Annotated in this window: 20 protein-coding genes, 1 riboswitch and 1 other annotated feature; of the genes, 14 read left to right on the top strand and 6 right to left on the bottom strand. The window is 37.1% G+C overall.

Features of this window, described 5'->3' with window-relative positions:
- Positions 1-240: 240 nt before the first annotated feature.
- The 9 genes from Hs30E_RS02340 (at position 241) to Hs30E_RS02300 (ending at position 6,005) form a co-directional block, all read left to right on the top strand.
- Positions 241-477: a YneF family protein gene (locus Hs30E_RS02340; RefSeq protein ID WP_172207667.1), complete on the top strand. Its 237-nt coding sequence runs from the start codon at positions 241-243 to the stop codon at positions 475-477.
- Positions 478-546: 69 nt separating this feature from the next.
- Positions 547-1,341 carry a glutamate racemase gene (racE, locus tag Hs30E_RS02335; RefSeq protein WP_172207666.1) on the top strand — a complete coding sequence of 265 codons (795 nt, stop codon included), beginning with the start codon at positions 547-549 and terminating at the stop codon, positions 1,339-1,341.
- A complete protein-coding gene (locus Hs30E_RS02330) occupies positions 1,338-2,270 on the top strand; it encodes a nucleoside-triphosphate diphosphatase (protein WP_172207664.1) in 933 nt (310 codons plus the stop codon). Before racE ends, Hs30E_RS02330 begins: the two co-directional genes overlap by 4 nt.
- Positions 2,271-2,277: 7 nt before the next feature.
- Positions 2,278-2,790, top strand: a complete 513-nt coding sequence (locus Hs30E_RS02325) for a metallophosphoesterase (protein ID WP_172207663.1) — start codon at positions 2,278-2,280, stop codon at positions 2,788-2,790.
- A gap of 12 nt (positions 2,791-2,802) precedes the next feature.
- Positions 2,803-3,270 carry a cyclic-di-AMP-binding protein CbpB gene (gene cbpB / locus Hs30E_RS02320; RefSeq protein ID WP_172207661.1) on the top strand — a complete coding sequence of 156 codons (468 nt, stop codon included), beginning with the start codon at positions 2,803-2,805 and terminating at the stop codon, positions 3,268-3,270.
- On the top strand, positions 3,251-3,973 hold the full coding sequence (xerD, locus tag Hs30E_RS02315; protein ID WP_172207660.1) for a site-specific tyrosine recombinase XerD: 723 nt from the start codon (positions 3,251-3,253) through the stop codon (positions 3,971-3,973). Before cbpB ends, xerD begins: the two co-directional genes overlap by 20 nt.
- Positions 3,974-3,987: 14 nt before the next feature.
- The gene (locus Hs30E_RS02310; protein WP_172207658.1) at positions 3,988-4,737 is read left to right on the top strand and encodes a segregation/condensation protein A; all 750 of its coding nucleotides are present in this window, start codon (positions 3,988-3,990) and stop codon (positions 4,735-4,737) included.
- On the top strand, positions 4,730-5,302 hold the full coding sequence (scpB, locus tag Hs30E_RS02305) for an SMC-Scp complex subunit ScpB (RefSeq protein WP_172207657.1): 573 nt from the start codon (positions 4,730-4,732) through the stop codon (positions 5,300-5,302). The genes Hs30E_RS02310 and scpB overlap by 8 nt, the downstream gene beginning before the upstream one ends.
- On the top strand, positions 5,289-6,005 hold the full coding sequence (locus Hs30E_RS02300) for a pseudouridine synthase (protein WP_172207656.1): 717 nt from the start codon (positions 5,289-5,291) through the stop codon (positions 6,003-6,005). Before scpB ends, Hs30E_RS02300 begins: the two co-directional genes overlap by 14 nt.
- 161 nt (positions 6,006-6,166) lie before the next feature.
- On the opposite strand, the gene Hs30E_RS02295 is transcribed toward Hs30E_RS02300, so the two are convergent.
- A complete protein-coding gene (locus Hs30E_RS02295; protein ID WP_172207670.1) occupies positions 6,167-7,546 on the bottom strand; it encodes an ISNCY family transposase in 1,380 nt (459 codons plus the stop codon).
- 148 nt (positions 7,547-7,694) lie between these two features.
- Positions 7,695-7,825, top strand: a riboswitch (FMN riboswitch).
- Between the two features lie 60 nt (positions 7,826-7,885).
- Here Hs30E_RS02295 and Hs30E_RS02290 point away from each other — a divergent pair.
- The 4 genes from Hs30E_RS02290 to xerS all read left to right on the top strand — a co-directional run bounded on the left by Hs30E_RS02290 (position 7,886) and on the right by xerS (position 11,026).
- Positions 7,886-8,476 carry an ECF transporter S component gene (locus Hs30E_RS02290; RefSeq protein WP_172207655.1) on the top strand — a complete coding sequence of 197 codons (591 nt, stop codon included), beginning with the start codon at positions 7,886-7,888 and terminating at the stop codon, positions 8,474-8,476.
- 44 nt (positions 8,477-8,520) lie between these two features.
- Positions 8,521-8,655: a sequence feature (ribosomal protein L10 leader region), on the top strand.
- A 26-nt stretch (positions 8,656-8,681) separates the two neighbouring features.
- Positions 8,682-9,185: a 50S ribosomal protein L10 gene (gene rplJ / locus Hs30E_RS02285; protein WP_172207654.1), complete on the top strand. Its 504-nt coding sequence runs from the start codon at positions 8,682-8,684 to the stop codon at positions 9,183-9,185.
- Between the two features lie 83 nt (positions 9,186-9,268).
- A complete protein-coding gene (gene rplL / locus Hs30E_RS02280; RefSeq protein ID WP_172207653.1) occupies positions 9,269-9,631 on the top strand; it encodes a 50S ribosomal protein L7/L12 in 363 nt (120 codons plus the stop codon).
- Between the two features lie 324 nt (positions 9,632-9,955).
- Positions 9,956-11,026, top strand: coding sequence for a tyrosine recombinase XerS (gene xerS, locus Hs30E_RS02275; RefSeq protein WP_172207652.1), 1,071 nt, complete (start codon positions 9,956-9,958; stop codon positions 11,024-11,026).
- 150 nt (positions 11,027-11,176) lie between these two features.
- Here xerS and Hs30E_RS02270 read toward each other — a convergent pair whose 3' ends face one another.
- The gene (locus Hs30E_RS02270; protein WP_371864126.1) at positions 11,177-12,325 is read right to left on the bottom strand and encodes an AI-2E family transporter; all 1,149 of its coding nucleotides are present in this window, start codon (positions 12,323-12,325) and stop codon (positions 11,177-11,179) included.
- A gap of 234 nt (positions 12,326-12,559) precedes the next feature.
- Between Hs30E_RS02270 and Hs30E_RS02265 the strand changes: the two genes are divergently transcribed.
- The gene (locus tag Hs30E_RS02265) at positions 12,560-13,570 is read left to right on the top strand and encodes a lactonase family protein (RefSeq protein WP_172207651.1); all 1,011 of its coding nucleotides are present in this window, start codon (positions 12,560-12,562) and stop codon (positions 13,568-13,570) included.
- A gap of 22 nt (positions 13,571-13,592) precedes the next feature.
- Here the strand turns inward: Hs30E_RS02265 and Hs30E_RS02260 are convergent, their stop codons facing one another.
- The 4 genes from Hs30E_RS02260 to Hs30E_RS02245 are packed head-to-tail and all read right to left on the bottom strand — an operon-like array spanning position 13,593 to position 17,715.
- Entirely contained in the window at positions 13,593-14,204 is a 612-nt protein-coding gene (locus Hs30E_RS02260; RefSeq protein ID WP_172207650.1) for a class I SAM-dependent methyltransferase, read from the bottom strand.
- A 7-nt stretch (positions 14,205-14,211) separates the two neighbouring features.
- Positions 14,212-16,590 carry an SF1B family DNA helicase RecD2 gene (recD2, locus tag Hs30E_RS02255; RefSeq protein WP_172207649.1) on the bottom strand — a complete coding sequence of 793 codons (2,379 nt, stop codon included), beginning with the start codon at positions 16,588-16,590 and terminating at the stop codon, positions 14,212-14,214.
- The gene (locus tag Hs30E_RS02250; RefSeq protein WP_172207648.1) at positions 16,583-17,197 is read right to left on the bottom strand and encodes a histidine phosphatase family protein; all 615 of its coding nucleotides are present in this window, start codon (positions 17,195-17,197) and stop codon (positions 16,583-16,585) included. The genes recD2 and Hs30E_RS02250 overlap by 8 nt, the downstream gene beginning before the upstream one ends.
- The gene (locus tag Hs30E_RS02245) at positions 17,194-17,715 is read right to left on the bottom strand and encodes a tRNA (cytidine(34)-2'-O)-methyltransferase (RefSeq protein WP_172207646.1); all 522 of its coding nucleotides are present in this window, start codon (positions 17,713-17,715) and stop codon (positions 17,194-17,196) included. Before Hs30E_RS02245 ends, Hs30E_RS02250 begins: the two co-directional genes overlap by 4 nt.
- Between the last annotated feature and the right edge of the window lie 36 nt (positions 17,716-17,751).

Here is a 17,751-nt window from a genome sequence, read left to right as displayed (position 1 = left end):
TTTCTTTTTCTTACCATCGTGTACTAACTTGATAACACGATACTTTTTCAATTCATTCACAGTGAGTAATATCCTTTTCATAAGTATTAGTTTAACATTTGGGACATTTTATGTTTCGACCTACTTAGGACATTATCACTTTCGAATGATAAACTTTGTATGGATTTGATTTTTGAAATGGACAGATTATGTAAAATCTGATATAATAGAGTGACTAAGAAAAAAAGAAAAGAGATTAAAATGCCAATCGTACTCGCTATTTTACTGATTATCGTTGCTGCTTTAGGCGGACTTGCTGGTGGCATGTTGCTTGCGCGCCGTCAAGTGAAACAAATGATGCTTGATAATCCACCATTGAATGAAGATGCCGTGCGTATCATGATGGGGTCAATGGGGCGCAAACCGAGCGAAACACAAGTTCAACAAGTTTTGCGTCAAATTCGCTCAGCAGCTAAACAAGCCGACAAGAAAAAATAAAGGTTATGGATAAAAGCTGAGAACTTCTCGGCTTTTGTTATTTTATCATGCTATTGTGAGGGAGTCAACATGGATAATCGACCGATTGGTTTTTTGGATTCTGGGGTCGGTGGGCTGACAGTGGTCAAAGAACTCATGCGCCAACTGCCTGATGAAGAAGTTGTTTACATCGGTGATTCAAGTCGTGCGCCATATGGCTCAAGACCAGTTGAACAGATTCGGAAATTCACTTGGGAAATGGTCAATTTTCTTTTGTCAAAGAATGTCAAAATGATTGTTTTTGCTTGTAATACAGCGACCGCAGTGGCTTGGGAAGAAGTGAAAAGTAAGCTAGATATTCCAGTCTTAGGTGTTATTTTACCAGGTGCAAGTGCTGCTATCAAAGCGACGCAAATTGGAAAAATTGCTATTATTGGGACAGTGATGACAATAAAATCTGACATTTATCGCGAAAAAGTGCAACTTTTATCGCCAAGTCTAGCAGTCAAATCTTTAGCTTGCCCTAAATTTGTTCCAATTGTTGAGTCGAACGAAACTAAATCAAGTGTGGCAAAAAAAGTCGTTTATCAAACACTGAAACCGCTTGTCGGTCAAGTTGATACGTTGATTTTGGGGTGTACACATTATCCTTTGCTTCGACCAATTATTCAAAACGTCATGGGAAATGAAGTTAAACTCATTGACAGCGGTGCTGAATGTGTGCGCGATATTTCTGTTTTGCTCAATTATTTTGAAATAAATCGTGAACGAATTGACTTAAAATTAAGACATCAATTTTTCACAACGGCGAGTAGTCAAGCCTTTGATCAAATTGCTGAAAATTGGCTACAAATTCCTGTCAAATCAAGGACAATTAAACTATGAAAAAACTTTATAAACACAAAAAATCAGCTATTTTTGCTTATGAGTTAGCAGAACGCAAGCTCATCATTCAAAATATTTTTGATGATAATTTAGAAATTCCTCTATATGATGTCTTTTTTAGATATTTTCCAAGAAAATCGGGCTTGAAAATCGTTGCTGTTGATGAAAATGCTACTGATATTATTGACTTGTTTTTCCAAATTTTACGTGATGTGACTGGTAAAGCTTATCAACATAGTCTAGCTGATAAATTAATTGTTAGCCTTGACGATAAGCAAACCCATTCGGAAACAGTTGATATTATAACGAAAACAGATAAAACAATCTTGATTGCAACGAGAAATGAGGGAAAAACGCGCGAATTTAAGGAAATGTTTAGTCAGCTAGGTTATACTATAAATAACCTCAATGATTTTCCTGACTTACCAGAAGTGGCTGAGACAGGAATGACTTTTGAGGAGAATGCACGACTCAAAGCTGAAACAATTGCTGAATTGACGGGGCAAATGGTACTGGCTGATGATAGTGGGCTTATGGTTGATGTCTTGGGCGGTTTACCTGGTGTATGGTCAGCAAGATTTGCTGGTGACAATGCAACAGATGCAGCAAATAATGCAAAACTTTTGCACGAACTTGCAAGCACGGCGGTAACACCTGAAAGACGGACGGCAAGATTTCACACAACACTTGTTGTTGCAACACCTGAACGTAACTCTTTGGTCGTTGAGGGCGAATGGTTAGGGGCAATTGCGACGATTCCAAAAGGTGATGACGGTTTTGGTTATGATCCGTTATTCATTGACGATGAAACGGGGAAAACGGCGGCACAAATGACTTTGGCACAAAAAAATAAAGTCTCACATCGTGCTCGTGCGCTAAAAAAATTATTAGAGAAATGGCCTGAATGGCTAAATGAAATAACGAGGTAAACTATTTATGATTATTGTAATGAGTGATTCACACGGCAATCGAAAAGTTGTTGAGGACATCAAAGAGAAGTATCTAGGAAAAGTGGATGGCATTTTTCATTGCGGTGATTCCGAGCAACAATTGATGGACGAAACTTGGGATAGGATGTCAATGGTTGTTAAAGGAAATTGTGATTATGATTCTTTTCCGACCATTTCTGAGATGTTAATTGGTAATGACCATGTTTTCACAACACATGGTCATCTACATGGTGTTGCTTGGGGATTGGAGCGTTTAGTTGCAGATGCTAAAAAGTATGACTGTAACATTGCCCTTTTTGGTCATCTTCATCGTCCTATTGCGACTGTGGAAGATGGGGTTTTATGTCTCAATCCTGGTAGCGTTTCACAACCACGTGGTAAGCATAATATCAAAATGTATGCTAAAATTGAGCCAACGACAGATAGTTATAAAATCAGCTACATGGATTTAAATCACCAAGAAATTCCTGAACTTCAGTTTAATTTACCAAGGAAATAAAAGGAACGCGCAATGATTAACAAGCATATCGAATATTTTTTGATGAAACAAAGCGATACTTTTTTGAAACCTGCTAGCGAAGTTGCTGTTTTGCTCAATGAGCATAATGTGTCGCATGCTAAGCTCCTTTTGAGCCAGTACCAATATTCTAAGGTGCCTGTAATCAATCAAGCTCACGAATTTGTTGGTATTTTGGGTTGGACAGACATCATCAATTTTGAAATGAAACATGATTTTTTCTATGATAAGTCAGACAAAACGCCAATTTCGGAGATTGTCAATACTGCTGTGCCGACGATTCAAAAAGATTATGAGCTAAAAGAAATCTTGCATTTGATGGTTAAGGAGCCATTTTTGCCAGTTTTGAAAGGTCGTGAATTTTACGGTATCATTCCGCGGCAAGAAATTCTCAAGGCATTCAATGCTTTTGCCCACAATTTTACGAAAGAGTATGAGATTATTGAACGAAAAAAAGATTAAGGCTTTCATTGCCACGCGTCAAAAAGCCTCCCAAAATACGAAATTAGCTTATTTCTATGATTTACGTGCTTTTTTAACTTTTTTAAATGATGCGCCATTAACACAAACTCAACTAAATCTTTATCAGGCGCAACTTCAAATGCTTGCTAAATCATCACAACATCGTAAAATTACGAATATTAACACTTTTTTGAAATATCTTTATCAAAATGGTGAGTTGGCACACTTTTTTGAGTTACAATCGGTTAATTATCAATATCAGAAAAATGAAGTAATTGTTAAACCGCTTGCCCACTCCCTAGAGTTAGCTGCTTACTATCACGCTATTTCACGCCCAGGTGATTTGATTGCGCTTTTAATTTTGGAATTTGGTTTGAAACCTTCAGAAATTCAACAGTTACATTGGGCTGATTTTAACTGGGATTATAAAATTTTGACGGTTGATAATGGTGGTATTAAACGAATTTTACCCATTCGTGATAAATTTGCTAGACTAGCACGCCCTATCAAAAATGGAGACGAATTATTTTCAAAATCTCGTCAATTTTTGCATTATGAATTGAAAAAATCAAGTCAATTAACGGCAAAATCATTGCGTGAACAATATATCTTACAACGTGTTTCAGAAAAACTACCCATTTCAGAACTTGCTGGTTATTTAGGTTTAAAGTCTAATCAGTCCCTTGAAAAATATTATAGATAGGGAGTTTACATAAAATGAATTATGTAAAAGAAGAAATTACCGTTAAATTTCAAGATTTTGAAGGACCGCTTGACTTATTATTACATTTGGTCAATCAATATAAGGTTGATATTTATGAAGTACCTTTGGTTGAAGTGATTACGCAGTATTTAGCTTATCTGAATGAAATGAAAGAAATGGCGCTTGATATTGCTTCTGAGTATTTAGTAATTGCTAGTCAGCTTGTTTTAATTAAATCACGACGTTTATTACCAACGACTTCAGAAGAATTTGATGAAGAAACGCTTGATTTAGAGCAAGAAATTTTGAGTCAGATTGATGAATATCGCAAATACAAAGCTTTGAGTTTAGAATTAGCAGACAAACATTTAGAACGTAGCTTATTTTATTCAAAAAGTAAGACTGAAATTATCTCTGATGAGGTTAATTTGACTTATGATAAAAATGCTTTAGATTTATATTTCGCATTCTCAGCGCTGATTCAAAAAAAGCAGACTGAGTTTCGCGATCATCATAATACGATTAACTCAGATGAATTTTCTGTGGCAGATAAAATTCAAGACATCACCGCTGTTTTACATAAAAATAAATATGTAAAATTCTCAAATTTATTTCATCAAACAAATTCCCTAGATGAGGTTGTTACCGTCTTTTTAGCCATGTTGGAGTTAATCAAAAATCATTTTCTTGATTTTCAACAAGATAAGGCATTTGGTGAGATTATCCTAGCGAAAACGGAGGTTGTAGAAGTAGAAAATGACTAAAACTGCTGAACTAGAGGCACTCTTTTTCGTAACTGGAGAAGAGGGGCTGACCCTTAGGGAATTGTCGGGACTGCTAACTATCACACCGAGTGCTGTGAGTCAACAAATTGAGAAACTATCTGATAACTATCGCAATAATAAAGACTCAGCATTGACAATTATCGAAACAGCTGGTAAATATCGCTTGGCGACAAAAGCAACGTTCAACGATTTGTTGCAACATTATGCCAAAACACCAATGAATCAATCTTTGTCAAAAGCAGCGCTTGAAGTTTTAGCAATTATTGCCTATAAACAACCTTTAACACGCCTTGAGGTTGATAAAATTCGTGGTGTTAATTCATCTGGGACGATGACAACATTGCAAGCTTTTGAGCTGATTGAAGTCGTTGGAAAAAAAGAGGTTATCGGCGCTCCCAATCTTTATGCAACAACTGCCCATTTCTTGGATTATATCGGCATTAACAACTTAATTGAGTTGCCTGAAATAAATGAAGAAGCACTTATGAATATTGATGAAGTCGATATTTTCAATGAAAAGGAATTAAATCATGAGAATCAATAAATATCTAGCCCATGCGGGTGTCGCAAGTCGTCGTAAGGCTGAAGAACTGATTAAAGCTGGCGATGTGACGGTCAATGGCAATGTCATGACTGATTTGGCTTATCAAGTCAAGTCTGGCGATAATGTCGAGGTTAAGGAAACACAGATTTATAAGGAAGAACCCGTTTATTATGCCCTCAATAAGCCACGTGGTGTGATTTCATCTGTTTCGGATGAAAAAGGTCGAAAGACTGTTTTGGACTTTTTCCACCATATTCCTGAGCGCATTTATCCTGTTGGTCGACTTGATTGGGATACAAGTGGCTTGATTCTTCTGACAAATGACGGTGAATTTGCAAATTTAATGACCCACCCACGACATGAAATTGAAAAAGTTTATATTGCCAAAGTCGAAGGACAAGCCAATAAAGAAAATCTTCGTCCTTTGACACAAGGCATTAAGATTGATGGACAAAAGACTAAGCCTGCTGTTTATCAAATCATTAAACAAGATATTTCAACTAAAAAATCGGTTGTACAATTGACAATTCACGAAGGACGCAATCATCAAGTTAAAAAAATGTTTGAGGCGATTGGCTTACCTGTCCAGAAACTTTCTCGTGTACAATATGGGACACTTATTTTGACAGGTCTACAAGTTGGTGAGTTTCGGAGATTATCTAAAAAAGAGATTAGTCAGCTTATCAATCTTGCCAAAGAATGATTTTACATAATTTGTATTATGTAAAACAAAGGTGTTGGTCATGCTAATTCAAAGACTGTCAAGCGAAATTGAAAATGTCCCAAAAAAAGTCTAAACATGAGTTACATTTATAAAGCAAAATTTGCTTTTAGATTCCATTTTTGATATGATTGAGTTATGATTTAGGCTGAATTTTCAGCTTGATATTCCAGAAGCGTCTTACCGATTCTTCTGAGATACTTTTCGAAAGATGCAAGTTTCCACGGATGAGACTGTTGGGGAATATACTTGCGTTTTTCTTTTTTGCCTTCTTTGGGTTGATCAAATTCTTTTGAGTAAATTTCATGTGTTAGTAACTTTCTTGAGCTATAAATTTTGTCCTCGATATTGATATAAATATTACCGTCAAAGGCTTCCATAACAAGTGCCTTAGATTTTTTAGTAAAGTACATTTCCTTGTCTCCTTTAATTGGTAAGTAGAAGTGATTGTTATAACGGATGTGGTGGCCACTGTCAACGACACGTTTCGCCACGCGAGCTAGCAGTAAATTAATCTTAGAAGCTGAAGGGGCCTGTTCAAAAACGGTCTCTTTTGTTTTATTGCCAAACTTTTGGTTGAACTGTCTGACCCATTTGTTTAGAAAGTCATTAGCGTCTTCAATTGTTGTAATTCCAGCTCTTTGTAGGTCAATCGGTAATCTTGACTGTAAAGTCCCATTTAAACGTTCTACTCGTCCTTTAGCTTGAGGTATGGACGAAGTTTTGACATCAATCCCTAACTGATGACAAGCAAAGCCAAACTGTGTTAAAGTATCGTCTTCCATTTTTTTCCTCGCTTTTTTATGATACTCGAAAACCGTTCGCTTATCTGTCAAGAAAGCGACAGGGATGCCATGTTTAGTTAAGATTTGATGTAAGACATGATAATATCCTTTGAGTGTCTCTTGTGTATCGAAATAAGCGCCTACGATGTTTCCAGAGGCATCATCAATTGCGACATGTAGATGTGTGATTTGTCCACCAAACCATTGATAAGAGCTAGCGTCCATTTGTATTAATTCCCCACTGTATTTCTTTCTCGGCCTGCTTGGATGTGCTTTTTCGACTACTTCTAATCTTTCTTCTGCTTTGTGAAGTAGTGCAGTTTCTTGTGTCTGACTTTCTTTTTTCTTGCTTAGCGTCTTGATTCTTCTTCTCGTTTTCCTTTGAGACTTTGGAGAGAGTAAGCCATCGCTATATATGATTGCCCGTATGGTTGTGTCAGAGTAATGAATGTCCTCCATTTCTGCTAGTATTTCAGTGAAATGTTTGATGTTTGGTGTTAGGTCTTGATAGGCTTTATAATGTTTGATAATTTTTTCCTTGATTTCAAAGGAGATGGCGTGGGCAGGTCTCACGCCTCTATTACCGTGTACAAAGGCTTGTTTCCCTTTTTCTTGATAAGCTTTTAGGAGGCGATTGACTTGTCTAAGAGACAAACCAAGCTCGACACTAGCACGTTGTTTCTTTTTCTTACCATCGTGTACTAACTTGATAACACGATACTTTTTCAATTCATTCACAGTGAGTAATATCCTTTTCATAAGTATTAGTTTAACATTTGGGACATTTTATGTTTCGACCTACTTAGGACATTATCACTTTCGAATGATAGGTGTTTGTCATGCTAATTCAAAGACTTGCAATTTTGTAAGTCTTTTGTTATACTTAAATGGTCTTCAGGGCGGGGGTCGTTTCCCCACTGGTGGTTAAAGTCCATGAAGCTTATCGAATTCTTGGTAGGCCCGAACTTGTGAAAATCAAGTACCAACTGTTAAAGTCAGGATAAAGAGGAGGCAAGAAAATTGAATACCCAATATGATATTTTCAAGTCTTCTAAATAAAATTTAGGAGGTGCCCCAATGACAAATACAACTCACACACGCAAACTGGTACTTGTTGCCATGCTTGCCGCTATCTCATTTATTTTGATGATTTTCCCGCAGTTTCCGCTGATTCCAGGGGCTGATTTCCTCAAAATCGATTTTTCAATTATTCCGATTTTGGTAGGGCTTTATCTCTTTAACTTGCCCGCTGCCTTTACAATTCTGGTTTTGCGTTCGTTACTCAAACTTTTGCTCAATAATGAGGGTGTCAACACTTGGATTGGTTTGCCACTCAATATTGTAGCAATTGGTTCATTTCTTGTGATTTTCGCCATTTTCTTTAAAAAGGAAACAGAGACAAAATCTTATGTAATTGGGAGCATTTTAGCTACAATCGCAATGACGGTAGCAATGGTTGTGATGAATTTTATTTATGCGATTCCTTTGTACGCAAAATTTGCCAATTTTGATATTGGGCAATTTATTGGTATTAGTAAATATTTGATGACAATGGTTGTCCCCTTTAATCTGGCTGAAGGTGCCATTTTTTCAGTCTCATTTGCCATTGTTTTTATTGCCTTAAAAACAATTTTAGATAACATTGCCAAAAAAACTTTAAAAAAATAAGAAAAATGCTTGAAAAATACGGAAAACTCTGCTATACTTAAGTAGTTGCGAAAGTAACTTGACCGAAGACAGTTGGTGACGAAAGTCGTAAATCCAACCGAGGACAACTATTTATTAGATTATAATGAATTTTTGTACTCTCTATGTCTATGGTTGGCGTGGAGTTTTTTTACGCCATCAAATAATAGAGGAGGAAAATCAAACAATGAGTGAAGCTATTATCGCTAAAAAAGCTGAGTTAGTTGACGTTGTTGCCCAAAAATTTGCGGACGCATCTAGTATCGTTATCGCCGATTCTCGTGGGTTGACAGTTGGACAAGACACTGAATTGCGTAAACAATTACGTGAGGCTGGCGTTGAGTTCAAAGTTATCAAAAACTCAATCTTGCGTCGTGCTGCTGAGAAAGCTGGTTACGCAGAACTTACGGAACAATTCGTAGGGCCATCTGCTATTGCCTTTTCAAATGAAGATGCGATTGCACCAGCGAAAATCTTAGCAGATTTCGCTAAAACAGCTGACGCACTCGAAGTTAAGGCTGGTGTTATCGAAGGCAAAGTTGCTTCTAAAGAAGAAATTGCTGCCATCGCATCATTACCATCACGTGAAGGATTGCTTTCTATGCTCCTTTCAGTACTTCAAGCGCCAGTTCGCAATGTTGCCTACGCTGTCAAAGCTGTTGCCGACAAAGCAGAAGAAGATGCTGCTTAAATTGCTATCTCTTCATCTAAAAAATGCGCGCAAGTCGCTTAATTCTTGCACATTAAACTAAAAAATCTAAGGAGATTCCAACAATGGCATTGAACATTGAAAACATCGTTGCTGAACTTGAAACAGCAACTATTCTTGAACTTTCTGAGCTTGTAAAAGCAATTGAAGAAAAATTTGACGTATCTGCAGCAGCTCCAGTAGCAGCAGCAGGTCCTGCAGCTGCAGCTGAAGAAAAAACTGAATTCGACGTTGAGTTGACATCAGCAGGCGACAAAAAAGTTGCAACTATCAAAGCTGTCCGTGAGGCAACTGGTCTTGGCCTTAAAGAAGCTAAAGATCTTGTTGATAGCGCACCAGTTATCATCAAAGAAGGTATTTCAAAAGCTGATGCAGAAGCACTCGTTGAAGCTATCGGCGCTGCTGGTGGTTCAGCAGGTCTTAAATAATCTTTGTGATTATATGACAAAAAACGTTCATTTGCTGAAAATGGGCGTTTTTTGATTTTATCTTATATTGGGTTGGGGAAATACGTTTAAAATTATGAAATCAAGCTAGAAGTCTTTTTGAGACAAACTTTACATTTCATGCGTTTGTCGTGGGTGGTCTGAGAAATTTCATTTTACATAATATTAGTTATGTAAAAACATTGGCAAACTAATTATTAGTCAACTTATAAACTCAATTCCCTAAAATAGGAACCATCCCCAAACATCTTTCCGAAAAACTATAATTTTCTTGACAAATGTTTGGAAATGCCTTATACTATTACTATGAAAAGAGAACGTTTAATTGAGAATATCGAGACTTTGAAGGCTATTATGCCTAACTTTGTACTCGAATATTACCGCTCCAAGTCAACTGTCCCATATTCCCTCAATACTTTGTATGAGTATCTCAAAGAATATCAGCGATTTTTCAGCTGGCTGATAGAGGCTGATGTCACAAATGCTGAAAAAATGTCTGAAATTTCCTTAAAAACATTAGAAAACTTAAAAAAATCTGACCTTGAAACTTATATTTTATACCTACATGAGCGCCCGAGAATGAACACACATTCTAACCGAGAGGGCGTCTCACAAACAACGATAAACCGAACATTATCAGCGCTTTCAAGTCTTTACAAGTATTTAACCGAAGAAGTTGAAAATGAAAATGGTGAGCCCTACTTCTATCGGAATGTGATGAAGAAAGTTGCAACACGCTCAAAACCTGAAACACTTGCTGCGCGCGCGGAAAATATTAAAAATAAACTATTTTTAGGCAATGAAACACAAGAATTTTTAGATTTTATCGACAATGACTATGAAATTAAGTTGTCCAATCGTGCTATGTCATCTTTTATACGAAATAAAGAGCGAGATTTGGCGATTATTGCCTTGATTTTAGCTTCTGGTATTCGTTTGTCTGAAACGGTCAATATTGACTTGAAAGATTTGAATTTACGAACAATGATTGTTGAGGTAACACGAAAAGGTGGCAAGCGTGATTCGGTCAATATTGCATCATTTGCAAAATCTTATCTGGTTAATTATTTAGCAATTCGTGATAAACGTTATTATGCTGAAAAGCATGAAACTGCGCTGTTTCTGACACTTTACAAAGGTAAAGCAAATCGGATAGATAATTCTAGTATTGAAAAAATGGTTGCTAAATATTCAAAAGTCTTTAAAATTCGTGTCACACCGCATAAATTACGCCATACATTGGCGACAAGACTATACGCTGAAACAAATTCGCAAGTTTTGGTCAGTCATCAACTCGGTCACGCCTCTACTCAGGTAACTGACCTTTACACACACATTGTTAATGAAGAGCAAAAGGATGCTTTGGACAAACTATAGTTCAAAGCATTTTTCCGAACACGTTAATTCTATTTATTGTACTTCGCATCAAATGATGTTGGAATATAGCTTGATGCCATTTATTAATTGCAATATCATTATTATCAATTTGAAATTTTTGCGATGTTAAAATTTCAAAAATTTCTTTTGTCATTCCTCATCTTCATAAAGCCGAGAAATTTTTCGATACCATTTATAAAAATAAACGATAATTACTTTAGCTGACGCATAGACGGGAATGCCGACGAGAACACCCCAAACGCCGAAAATCTTACCTGATGTTAATAAAACGAGCAAAATTGTAATCGGATGAATGTTGAGCTTGCTACCAAGGACGAGCGGGCTAACGAAACGCCCTTCAATCGTTTGCTCAATGATAAAGACAATGATAACTTTAAGGAGCATGATTGGTCCTGCAACCAAGCCAATGATAATCGCGGGAATCATGGCTAAAAATGAGCCAAGATAGGGAATCAGGTTTAGAAAGCCAGCCGAAACGCCGATAACAATCGCATATTTCAGCCCAATAATCGAAAACATGATTGAGAACATAAAGGCAACGGTAATTGCCACAATAATCTGACCACGAACATAGCTAGATAGCTGCGAATTGACCTGTGTCAGAACAGTTGACGTATCATTGCGCCAAGCGTTTGGCAAAGCATTTGTAATATATGTATTGAGATTTTTACCATCACGCAAGAGATAAAATAAGATAAATGGGAAAATCAGAACTGAAATAATCACACTTGTTGCTGTTGAAACAAAAGAACTCGTTCCATTGACTAGATTTGTTGAGAAATTTTTGAAAAGATCAATCAAACTATCTGACAAATTGGTTACTGTCGTTTCAATTTGCGGTCTAAACTGTCTAAAACGCTCGTCCTGCAAAAGTTTCGTGATATGTTTTTCACCCGTTTCAACATATTCTGGAAAATTCGCTGCAAATTTCTCAATTTGTGTGGCAACATTTGGAATCGCAACCGCAACACCCCAGATAATCAATGCCAAGATAATGGCAAACAAGAGCGTAATCGTAATGACACGTTTGATTTTATGTGTCTCAAAAAAGTCAACAATTGGATTGAGTATGTAATAAAAAATCGCTGCAAGTACAATTGGCAACATAATCACACCCAAAAAATCGGCAATTGGCTGAAACATAAAACTCAGCTTTGTCAGCAAAAGCAAATTCAGCAAAAACAACAAAATAACCGCAAAACCTGTTGCGATTTTATTGTCAATAACCCATCTGAAAAACCAAGAATTTTTAAAATTATTTTTTTCGTTCATATTCATACTTTATTTACTAACCTCACTACTTTTACGTCAAAAAAGATGACTATAAGTTCATTATATCACAAATGACTGTTTAAATTGGTAAATAAAAATTGTAGTTTAACTTATCTTTTAAATGATACCTATTTTACAATAACAGCTAATTTTATGGTAAAATGGTAGTATGCTCGAAACAAGCACAAAAAATATCTCGATTTGTTCGAGACGATACTATTTGAAAAGGATGATTCTATTTTGACAGACACACTTTATTTTGGGACTTACACTAAAAAAACTTCTGAAGGCGTTTATCGTGCTAATTTAGACATGAAAACAGGACTTCTAAGCAACCTTGAATTGGTTGCCAAAGAGTCAAATCCAACTTACTTGACTTTCGACAAAGCGGGGCATCTCTATACTGTTGGCGCTGAAAATGGTGAGGGTGGTATTGCAGCTTTTGATACTGATAGCAAACTCCTTAACCACGTTGTCGAAGCTGGCGCACCGCTGTGCTATGTGGCGGTTGACGAGGCGCGCGACCTCGTTTATGGTGCAAATTACCATAAAGGGGAGGTTTTGGTCTATAAACGCGCGACTGACGGTTCGCTGACCCTTGCTGACAAAGATGTTCACACAGGTAGTGGACCACATGAAAATCAAGCAACACCGCATGTTCATTTCACTGACTTAACACCTGATAAATACTTGGTAACTTGTGATCTTGGTACTGATGAAGTGATTACTTATGATGTGACAGCTGACGGCAAACTCACGAAACTTGCGACTTACACTACTGCTCTTGGTGCTGGTCCGCGTCATATTGCTTTTCATCCAACAGAAAAATTTGCTTATCTGATGAATGAATTAAATAGCACGATTGAAGTGTTACTTTACGAAGGTGTTGGGCGTTTTTCTCTCTTTCAAACAATCTCGACATTACCAAAAGATTGGACAGCATTTAACGGAACGGCAGCGATTCGTGTCTCATCTGACGGTAAATTCGTTTATGGTTCAAATCGTGGACACGATTCAATCGTCGTTTACAAAATCGGTGCTGATGGCATGTTAGAATTGAGTCAACTTGCGCCAACAAATGGTAAAATGCCACGTGACTTCATCCTATCTTCTGACGAAAACGTTTTGATTGCACCACACCAAGATTCTGATAATGTGACAACTTTCTTCCGCGACTCAAACACAGGGCTTTTGAGTGAAATTCAACATGATTTCGTTGTTCCTGAGGCAGTTTGTGTTTACGTGAAATAACTTAAAAGCCTGATTAAATTCGTCAGGCTTTTTTATGTGCTTGAAAATATTGAATTTGCCAATGTTTTTGTCCTTTTATCAAAACAAAACCTGCTTTTTCAAGTAAAGTGGCTAGTTCGTCAAAATCGTAAACTTTGACATCGCCCTCCTTTGAAAATTGGGCAAGATACCAATTATAAAATTGTCGAAAAATTGGCAATCTAATTTCAGCTATGACTAATTTTCCGCCAACGCTTAATGTTCTCATCACTTCTGCAAGAAATGTCTCAGGATTTGGAAAATGATGAAATGAAGCTGAACAAACAATCACATCAAAGCTCTGATTTTCAAATGGCAACTGCATAGCTGAACCTGTTACAAACTCAAATTTGGGATAAGTTGCCTGTGCTAATTTTGTCATTTCAGAAGAAATATCAAGTCCAAAACCATCGAAATCAGACTTTTCAGATAATAGCGTCAAAAGTTTACCAGTTGCTGATCCAACATCTAAAACTCGTGAACCATCAGGAATATCAAGCTGTTTGACGATATAACGCTTAAAAAAGCCTGATAAGAAGCCATCAAAGGAATCCTCAAATTTCTTAGCATGGGTATTATAATAATTTTCAGATAATTTTTCATAATCTTTTGACATAAATGGCTTATCTTTTTCTATTAAATATGATAAAATCTTTTTCCGTGAGACCAATCATCGGGTTAATTGCTTGATAATTATCTGCTGTTAAGATATAATTATCAGATGTTTCAAGTGAATCGACTTCTGCAATCGTAAGATTTTCAGTTTTCTGAACATCATTTTCAACAAGACCAAAGCGCTCAATCAAAAAAGTCTTGCGGTTAGCACCTTGCCGTGCAACAGCAGTCTGAAAACTGTGCATTTCGCCAAGCAAAATCAGTGATTGCTTGGCGCGCGTAATGGCCGTGTAGAGGAGATTGCGCTCTAGCATGCGCGTATAGCTAGAAACCATAGGTACGATAACGCTCGGAAATTCGCTTCCTTGTGATTTATGAATCGACATGGCATAGGCAAGGGTGATTTTATACCACTCGCCACGCGGATAGTTGACCTCATTACCATCAAAACTCATAATCATCTCATCTTGCTTGGAGTCGCTATATTTGGCGGGGATAAGATCCATAATCTCGCCAATATCGCCATTAAAAACGTCTAGTGCTGCTTCATTGACCAAGTGTAGCACCTTGTCGCCTTTTCGGAAAATCGTTTCCTGAAAGCGAAATTCTAATCTATCATTTAAAGGATTAAAAAGATTTTGCAAAATTTTATTAACATTATTAATGCCCGCAAACCCTTTGTACATGGGAATCAGAACTTGCAAATCAAAAGGATTGTTGCCACGTTTCAACCAAGCACTTGCAATCTGCTCAATGTAGGCTGGAATAGCTGCCGCATTGCTTTCAAAGTAAGAACGATCAGGCTTTTTAGCCGTAAAATCTGCTGGCAATTGCCCATTTTTGATAGCATGTGCCAGATTGGTAATCGTGGAATCTTCCCCTTGACGAAAAATTTTATCTAATTTGACTGTTGCAAAATCTGAAATTTTCAACAAGTCCGCAAAAACTTGACCAGGACCAACAGAGGGTAACTGGTCACTATCCCCGACTAAAATCACTTTCATTGATGGCGGAATTGCGGCAAATAATTTATTAGCCAACCAAGTATCAACCATCGAAAACTCGTCCACAATCAAGAGTGAACCCGCAAACTCATTCCCCCAATCATCATCAAGGTTATCAGAATTAGTCAAGCCAAGTTGGCGATGTATCGTTGCTGCAGGTAAGCCAGTCAATTCATTCATTCGTCTTGCTGCACGTCCAGTTGGCGCAACTTGAACGATTGGAAAAACATCATCTGTATAATTGTCAGGATTTAAATCAAGTTTATTCAAAATCGCATAAGCTCTGATAATACCCGTGATAACAGTTGTTTTACCAGTCCCTGGACCACCAGTTAGGATAAAAAATTGATTGGTTAATGCTTTTTGGATGGCATCTTTTTGTAAAGCGTCATAAGAAATGGCAAGTTCTGTTTCAACTTCTGAGATGATTTTATCAAATTTTGCTTGGTCAACCTTATCAGCAACACGAGTTGTCAGTTTATTAAGACTTTTATAAATGCCCTCTTCTGCAAAATAGAGTGAATTTTCAAATATTTTTGTCTCATCTTGCTGAATTTTGGCATCTGACAAAAGAAAATTGATATTTTCAACAACTTGATCAGCTAAAATTTCAACATTTCGCGATGATTCTAAGAGAAAAATCGTCTTTTCAAGCAAATCACGTGCTTCAATATAGGTATCGCCAGTTTCAAGCGAGTTGGTTAGTACGGTATGAATCACGCCAGCTCGAATACGTGCATCACTGGTCGCTGAAATTCCCTCTTCCTCAGCAATTTTATCTGCTTTTTTAAAGCCAATACCCTTGATGTCAAAAACAAGCTGATAAGGATTTTCCTTGATAATATCAAGTGTTTTTTCCTTATACAAGTCATAAATCTGAAAATTTATCTTGCTTGCAAGTTCATACTTAGCAAGACGCGACAAAATTTTTTCCATACCGTGATTTTCAGCTAGACACGTGACAAAAGCCTTTAATTTTACAGCAGACAAAACGCCAGCCAACTTTTCAGGCTCATCTAAAATGTGATCAATCGTCTCAATTGGAAAAATAGCAACAATTTTCTCAGCCGTCTTTTTACCAATACCTGGAAAATGGTCACTAGATAAATATTTGACCAAACCCGCACCAGACGTTGGCACATTTTTCTCATAAGTTGAAATTTTTAACTGCTCGCCATATTTAGGATGAGTGGTCAACTCGCCATAAAATTTGTAAGAATCGCCTTCAACAACATCTCCAATAATACCATTAACCACGATTTCATCATCAGAAAAATCAGCATTAGTATCTGTAATCTCAAGCAGAATAACCTTATAAAAATTGCTAGGATTGCTGAAAAAAATTGCTTGGATTGTTCCTGTAAAATAAAGTTGTTCAGCCATGTTTTTCATTCCAATTTGTTAAGACGTAATTTTCGCCGTCATAATCAACAATTGACAAGCTATTATTGTCCAAGCCAACACCAAAAGGGCGCAAGTCGCCAATCGGTGTACCTGTTAAAAGTTTAAGCGAACTAGACAAAAAAGCACCATGGCTAATAATCAAGACGTTTTCATAGTCTTGTGTTGATAACCAAGTCATAAAATGACTAAAGCGTTGATAAACTTCTGTCAAATTTTCAGCACCAAATGGATTGCCCCAAAATTGCTCAGGATGATGTCGAAAAGCAGTCATATTTGTAGGTGCTAACTGGTGCGCTTCATCAATCAGCATGCCTTCAAAAGTACCGAGATTCCATTCAAATAACTCCGTTTTCTTAATGATTTCCCGTGGTTGATGATTGTGTCTGGATAAAATCATTGCCGTGTCAACTGCACGCTTTGACGGACTTGAAAAAATGGCATCAAAGGGCGTATCTGCCAAATAGTCGCCAAGTTTAGCAACTTCAATCAAAGCTTCTGCTAACAAGGGTGAGTCGCCTGTCATACCTTGTAAACGGCGCTCTTGATTCCATTCAGTTTTACCATGGCGCACAAAATATAATTTCATTTTAATTTATCTTTCTCATAAGTATGGACTAACTCTAATCCTTGATAATGCTGTTGTCTTAGGCATTCGTAGATGACAATGGCAGCTGCATTTGATAAATTCAGACTTCTGACATGTGCATCATTCATGGGGAGTCTCAGCGCTTTCTCGGGATTTTCTCGCATAAATCTCTCAGGTAAGCCTGTATCTTCTCTACCAAATAAAAAATAATGGTCAACTTTATCAGCTGTGTAAAGTCCATTTTCTGAGTAATCATGTTCTGCGAATTTGGTAATCAGGTGCAATTTAGCGTTCTGATTGGCATTAACAAGGGCTAAAAAGGTCGCCAAATCATCATGGTAGCTGATGTCAACCTTGTCCCAGTAATCAAGCCCAGCGCGCTTGAGATGCTTGTCAGTAATCTCAAAACCAAAAGGGCGAATGAGATGGAGATGTGTATTTGTTGCCGCACAAGTTCGGGCAATATTGCCAGTATTAAAATGGATTCTTGGCTCAAAAAGTGCAATGTGATTTGTCATAGTAGTTAAATTATACCAAATTTTAGCGTATTTTTC

This window comes from Pseudolactococcus hodotermopsidis (assembly GCF_011170085.1).
GTDB lineage: Bacteria > Bacillota > Bacilli > Lactobacillales > Streptococcaceae > Pseudolactococcus > Pseudolactococcus hodotermopsidis.
The sequence above is the reverse complement of the archived record's forward strand: the minus strand, read 5'-3'. Positions and strand labels throughout refer to the sequence as shown.

Coding starts and splice junctions, on each gene's coding strand:
- Hs30E_RS02340 (WP_172207667.1), top strand. CDS start 241: ATGCCAATCGTACTCGCTATTTTACTGATTATCGTTGCTGCTTTAGGC.
- racE (WP_172207666.1), top strand. CDS start 547: ATGGATAATCGACCGATTGGTTTTTTGGATTCTGGGGTCGGTGGGCTG.
- Hs30E_RS02330 (WP_172207664.1), top strand. CDS start 1,338: ATGAAAAAACTTTATAAACACAAAAAATCAGCTATTTTTGCTTATGAG.
- Hs30E_RS02325 (WP_172207663.1), top strand. CDS start 2,278: ATGATTATTGTAATGAGTGATTCACACGGCAATCGAAAAGTTGTTGAG.
- cbpB (WP_172207661.1), top strand. CDS start 2,803: ATGATTAACAAGCATATCGAATATTTTTTGATGAAACAAAGCGATACT.
- Hs30E_RS02310 (WP_172207658.1), top strand. CDS start 3,988: ATGAATTATGTAAAAGAAGAAATTACCGTTAAATTTCAAGATTTTGAA.
- scpB (WP_172207657.1), top strand. CDS start 4,730: ATGACTAAAACTGCTGAACTAGAGGCACTCTTTTTCGTAACTGGAGAA.
- Hs30E_RS02300 (WP_172207656.1), top strand. CDS start 5,289: ATGAGAATCAATAAATATCTAGCCCATGCGGGTGTCGCAAGTCGTCGT.
- Hs30E_RS02290 (WP_172207655.1), top strand. CDS start 7,886: ATGACAAATACAACTCACACACGCAAACTGGTACTTGTTGCCATGCTT.
- rplJ (WP_172207654.1), top strand. CDS start 8,682: ATGAGTGAAGCTATTATCGCTAAAAAAGCTGAGTTAGTTGACGTTGTT.
- rplL (WP_172207653.1), top strand. CDS start 9,269: ATGGCATTGAACATTGAAAACATCGTTGCTGAACTTGAAACAGCAACT.
- xerS (WP_172207652.1), top strand. CDS start 9,956: ATGAAAAGAGAACGTTTAATTGAGAATATCGAGACTTTGAAGGCTATT.
- Hs30E_RS02270 (WP_371864126.1), bottom strand. CDS start 12,325: ATGAATATGAACGAAAAAAATAATTTTAAAAATTCTTGGTTTTTCAGA.
- Hs30E_RS02260 (WP_172207650.1), bottom strand. CDS start 14,204: ATGTCAAAAGATTATGAAAAATTATCTGAAAATTATTATAATACCCAT.
- recD2 (WP_172207649.1), bottom strand. CDS start 16,590: ATGGCTGAACAACTTTATTTTACAGGAACAATCCAAGCAATTTTTTTC.
- Hs30E_RS02250 (WP_172207648.1), bottom strand. CDS start 17,197: ATGAAATTATATTTTGTGCGCCATGGTAAAACTGAATGGAATCAAGAG.
- Hs30E_RS02245 (WP_172207646.1), bottom strand. CDS start 17,715: ATGACAAATCACATTGCACTTTTTGAGCCAAGAATCCATTTTAATACT.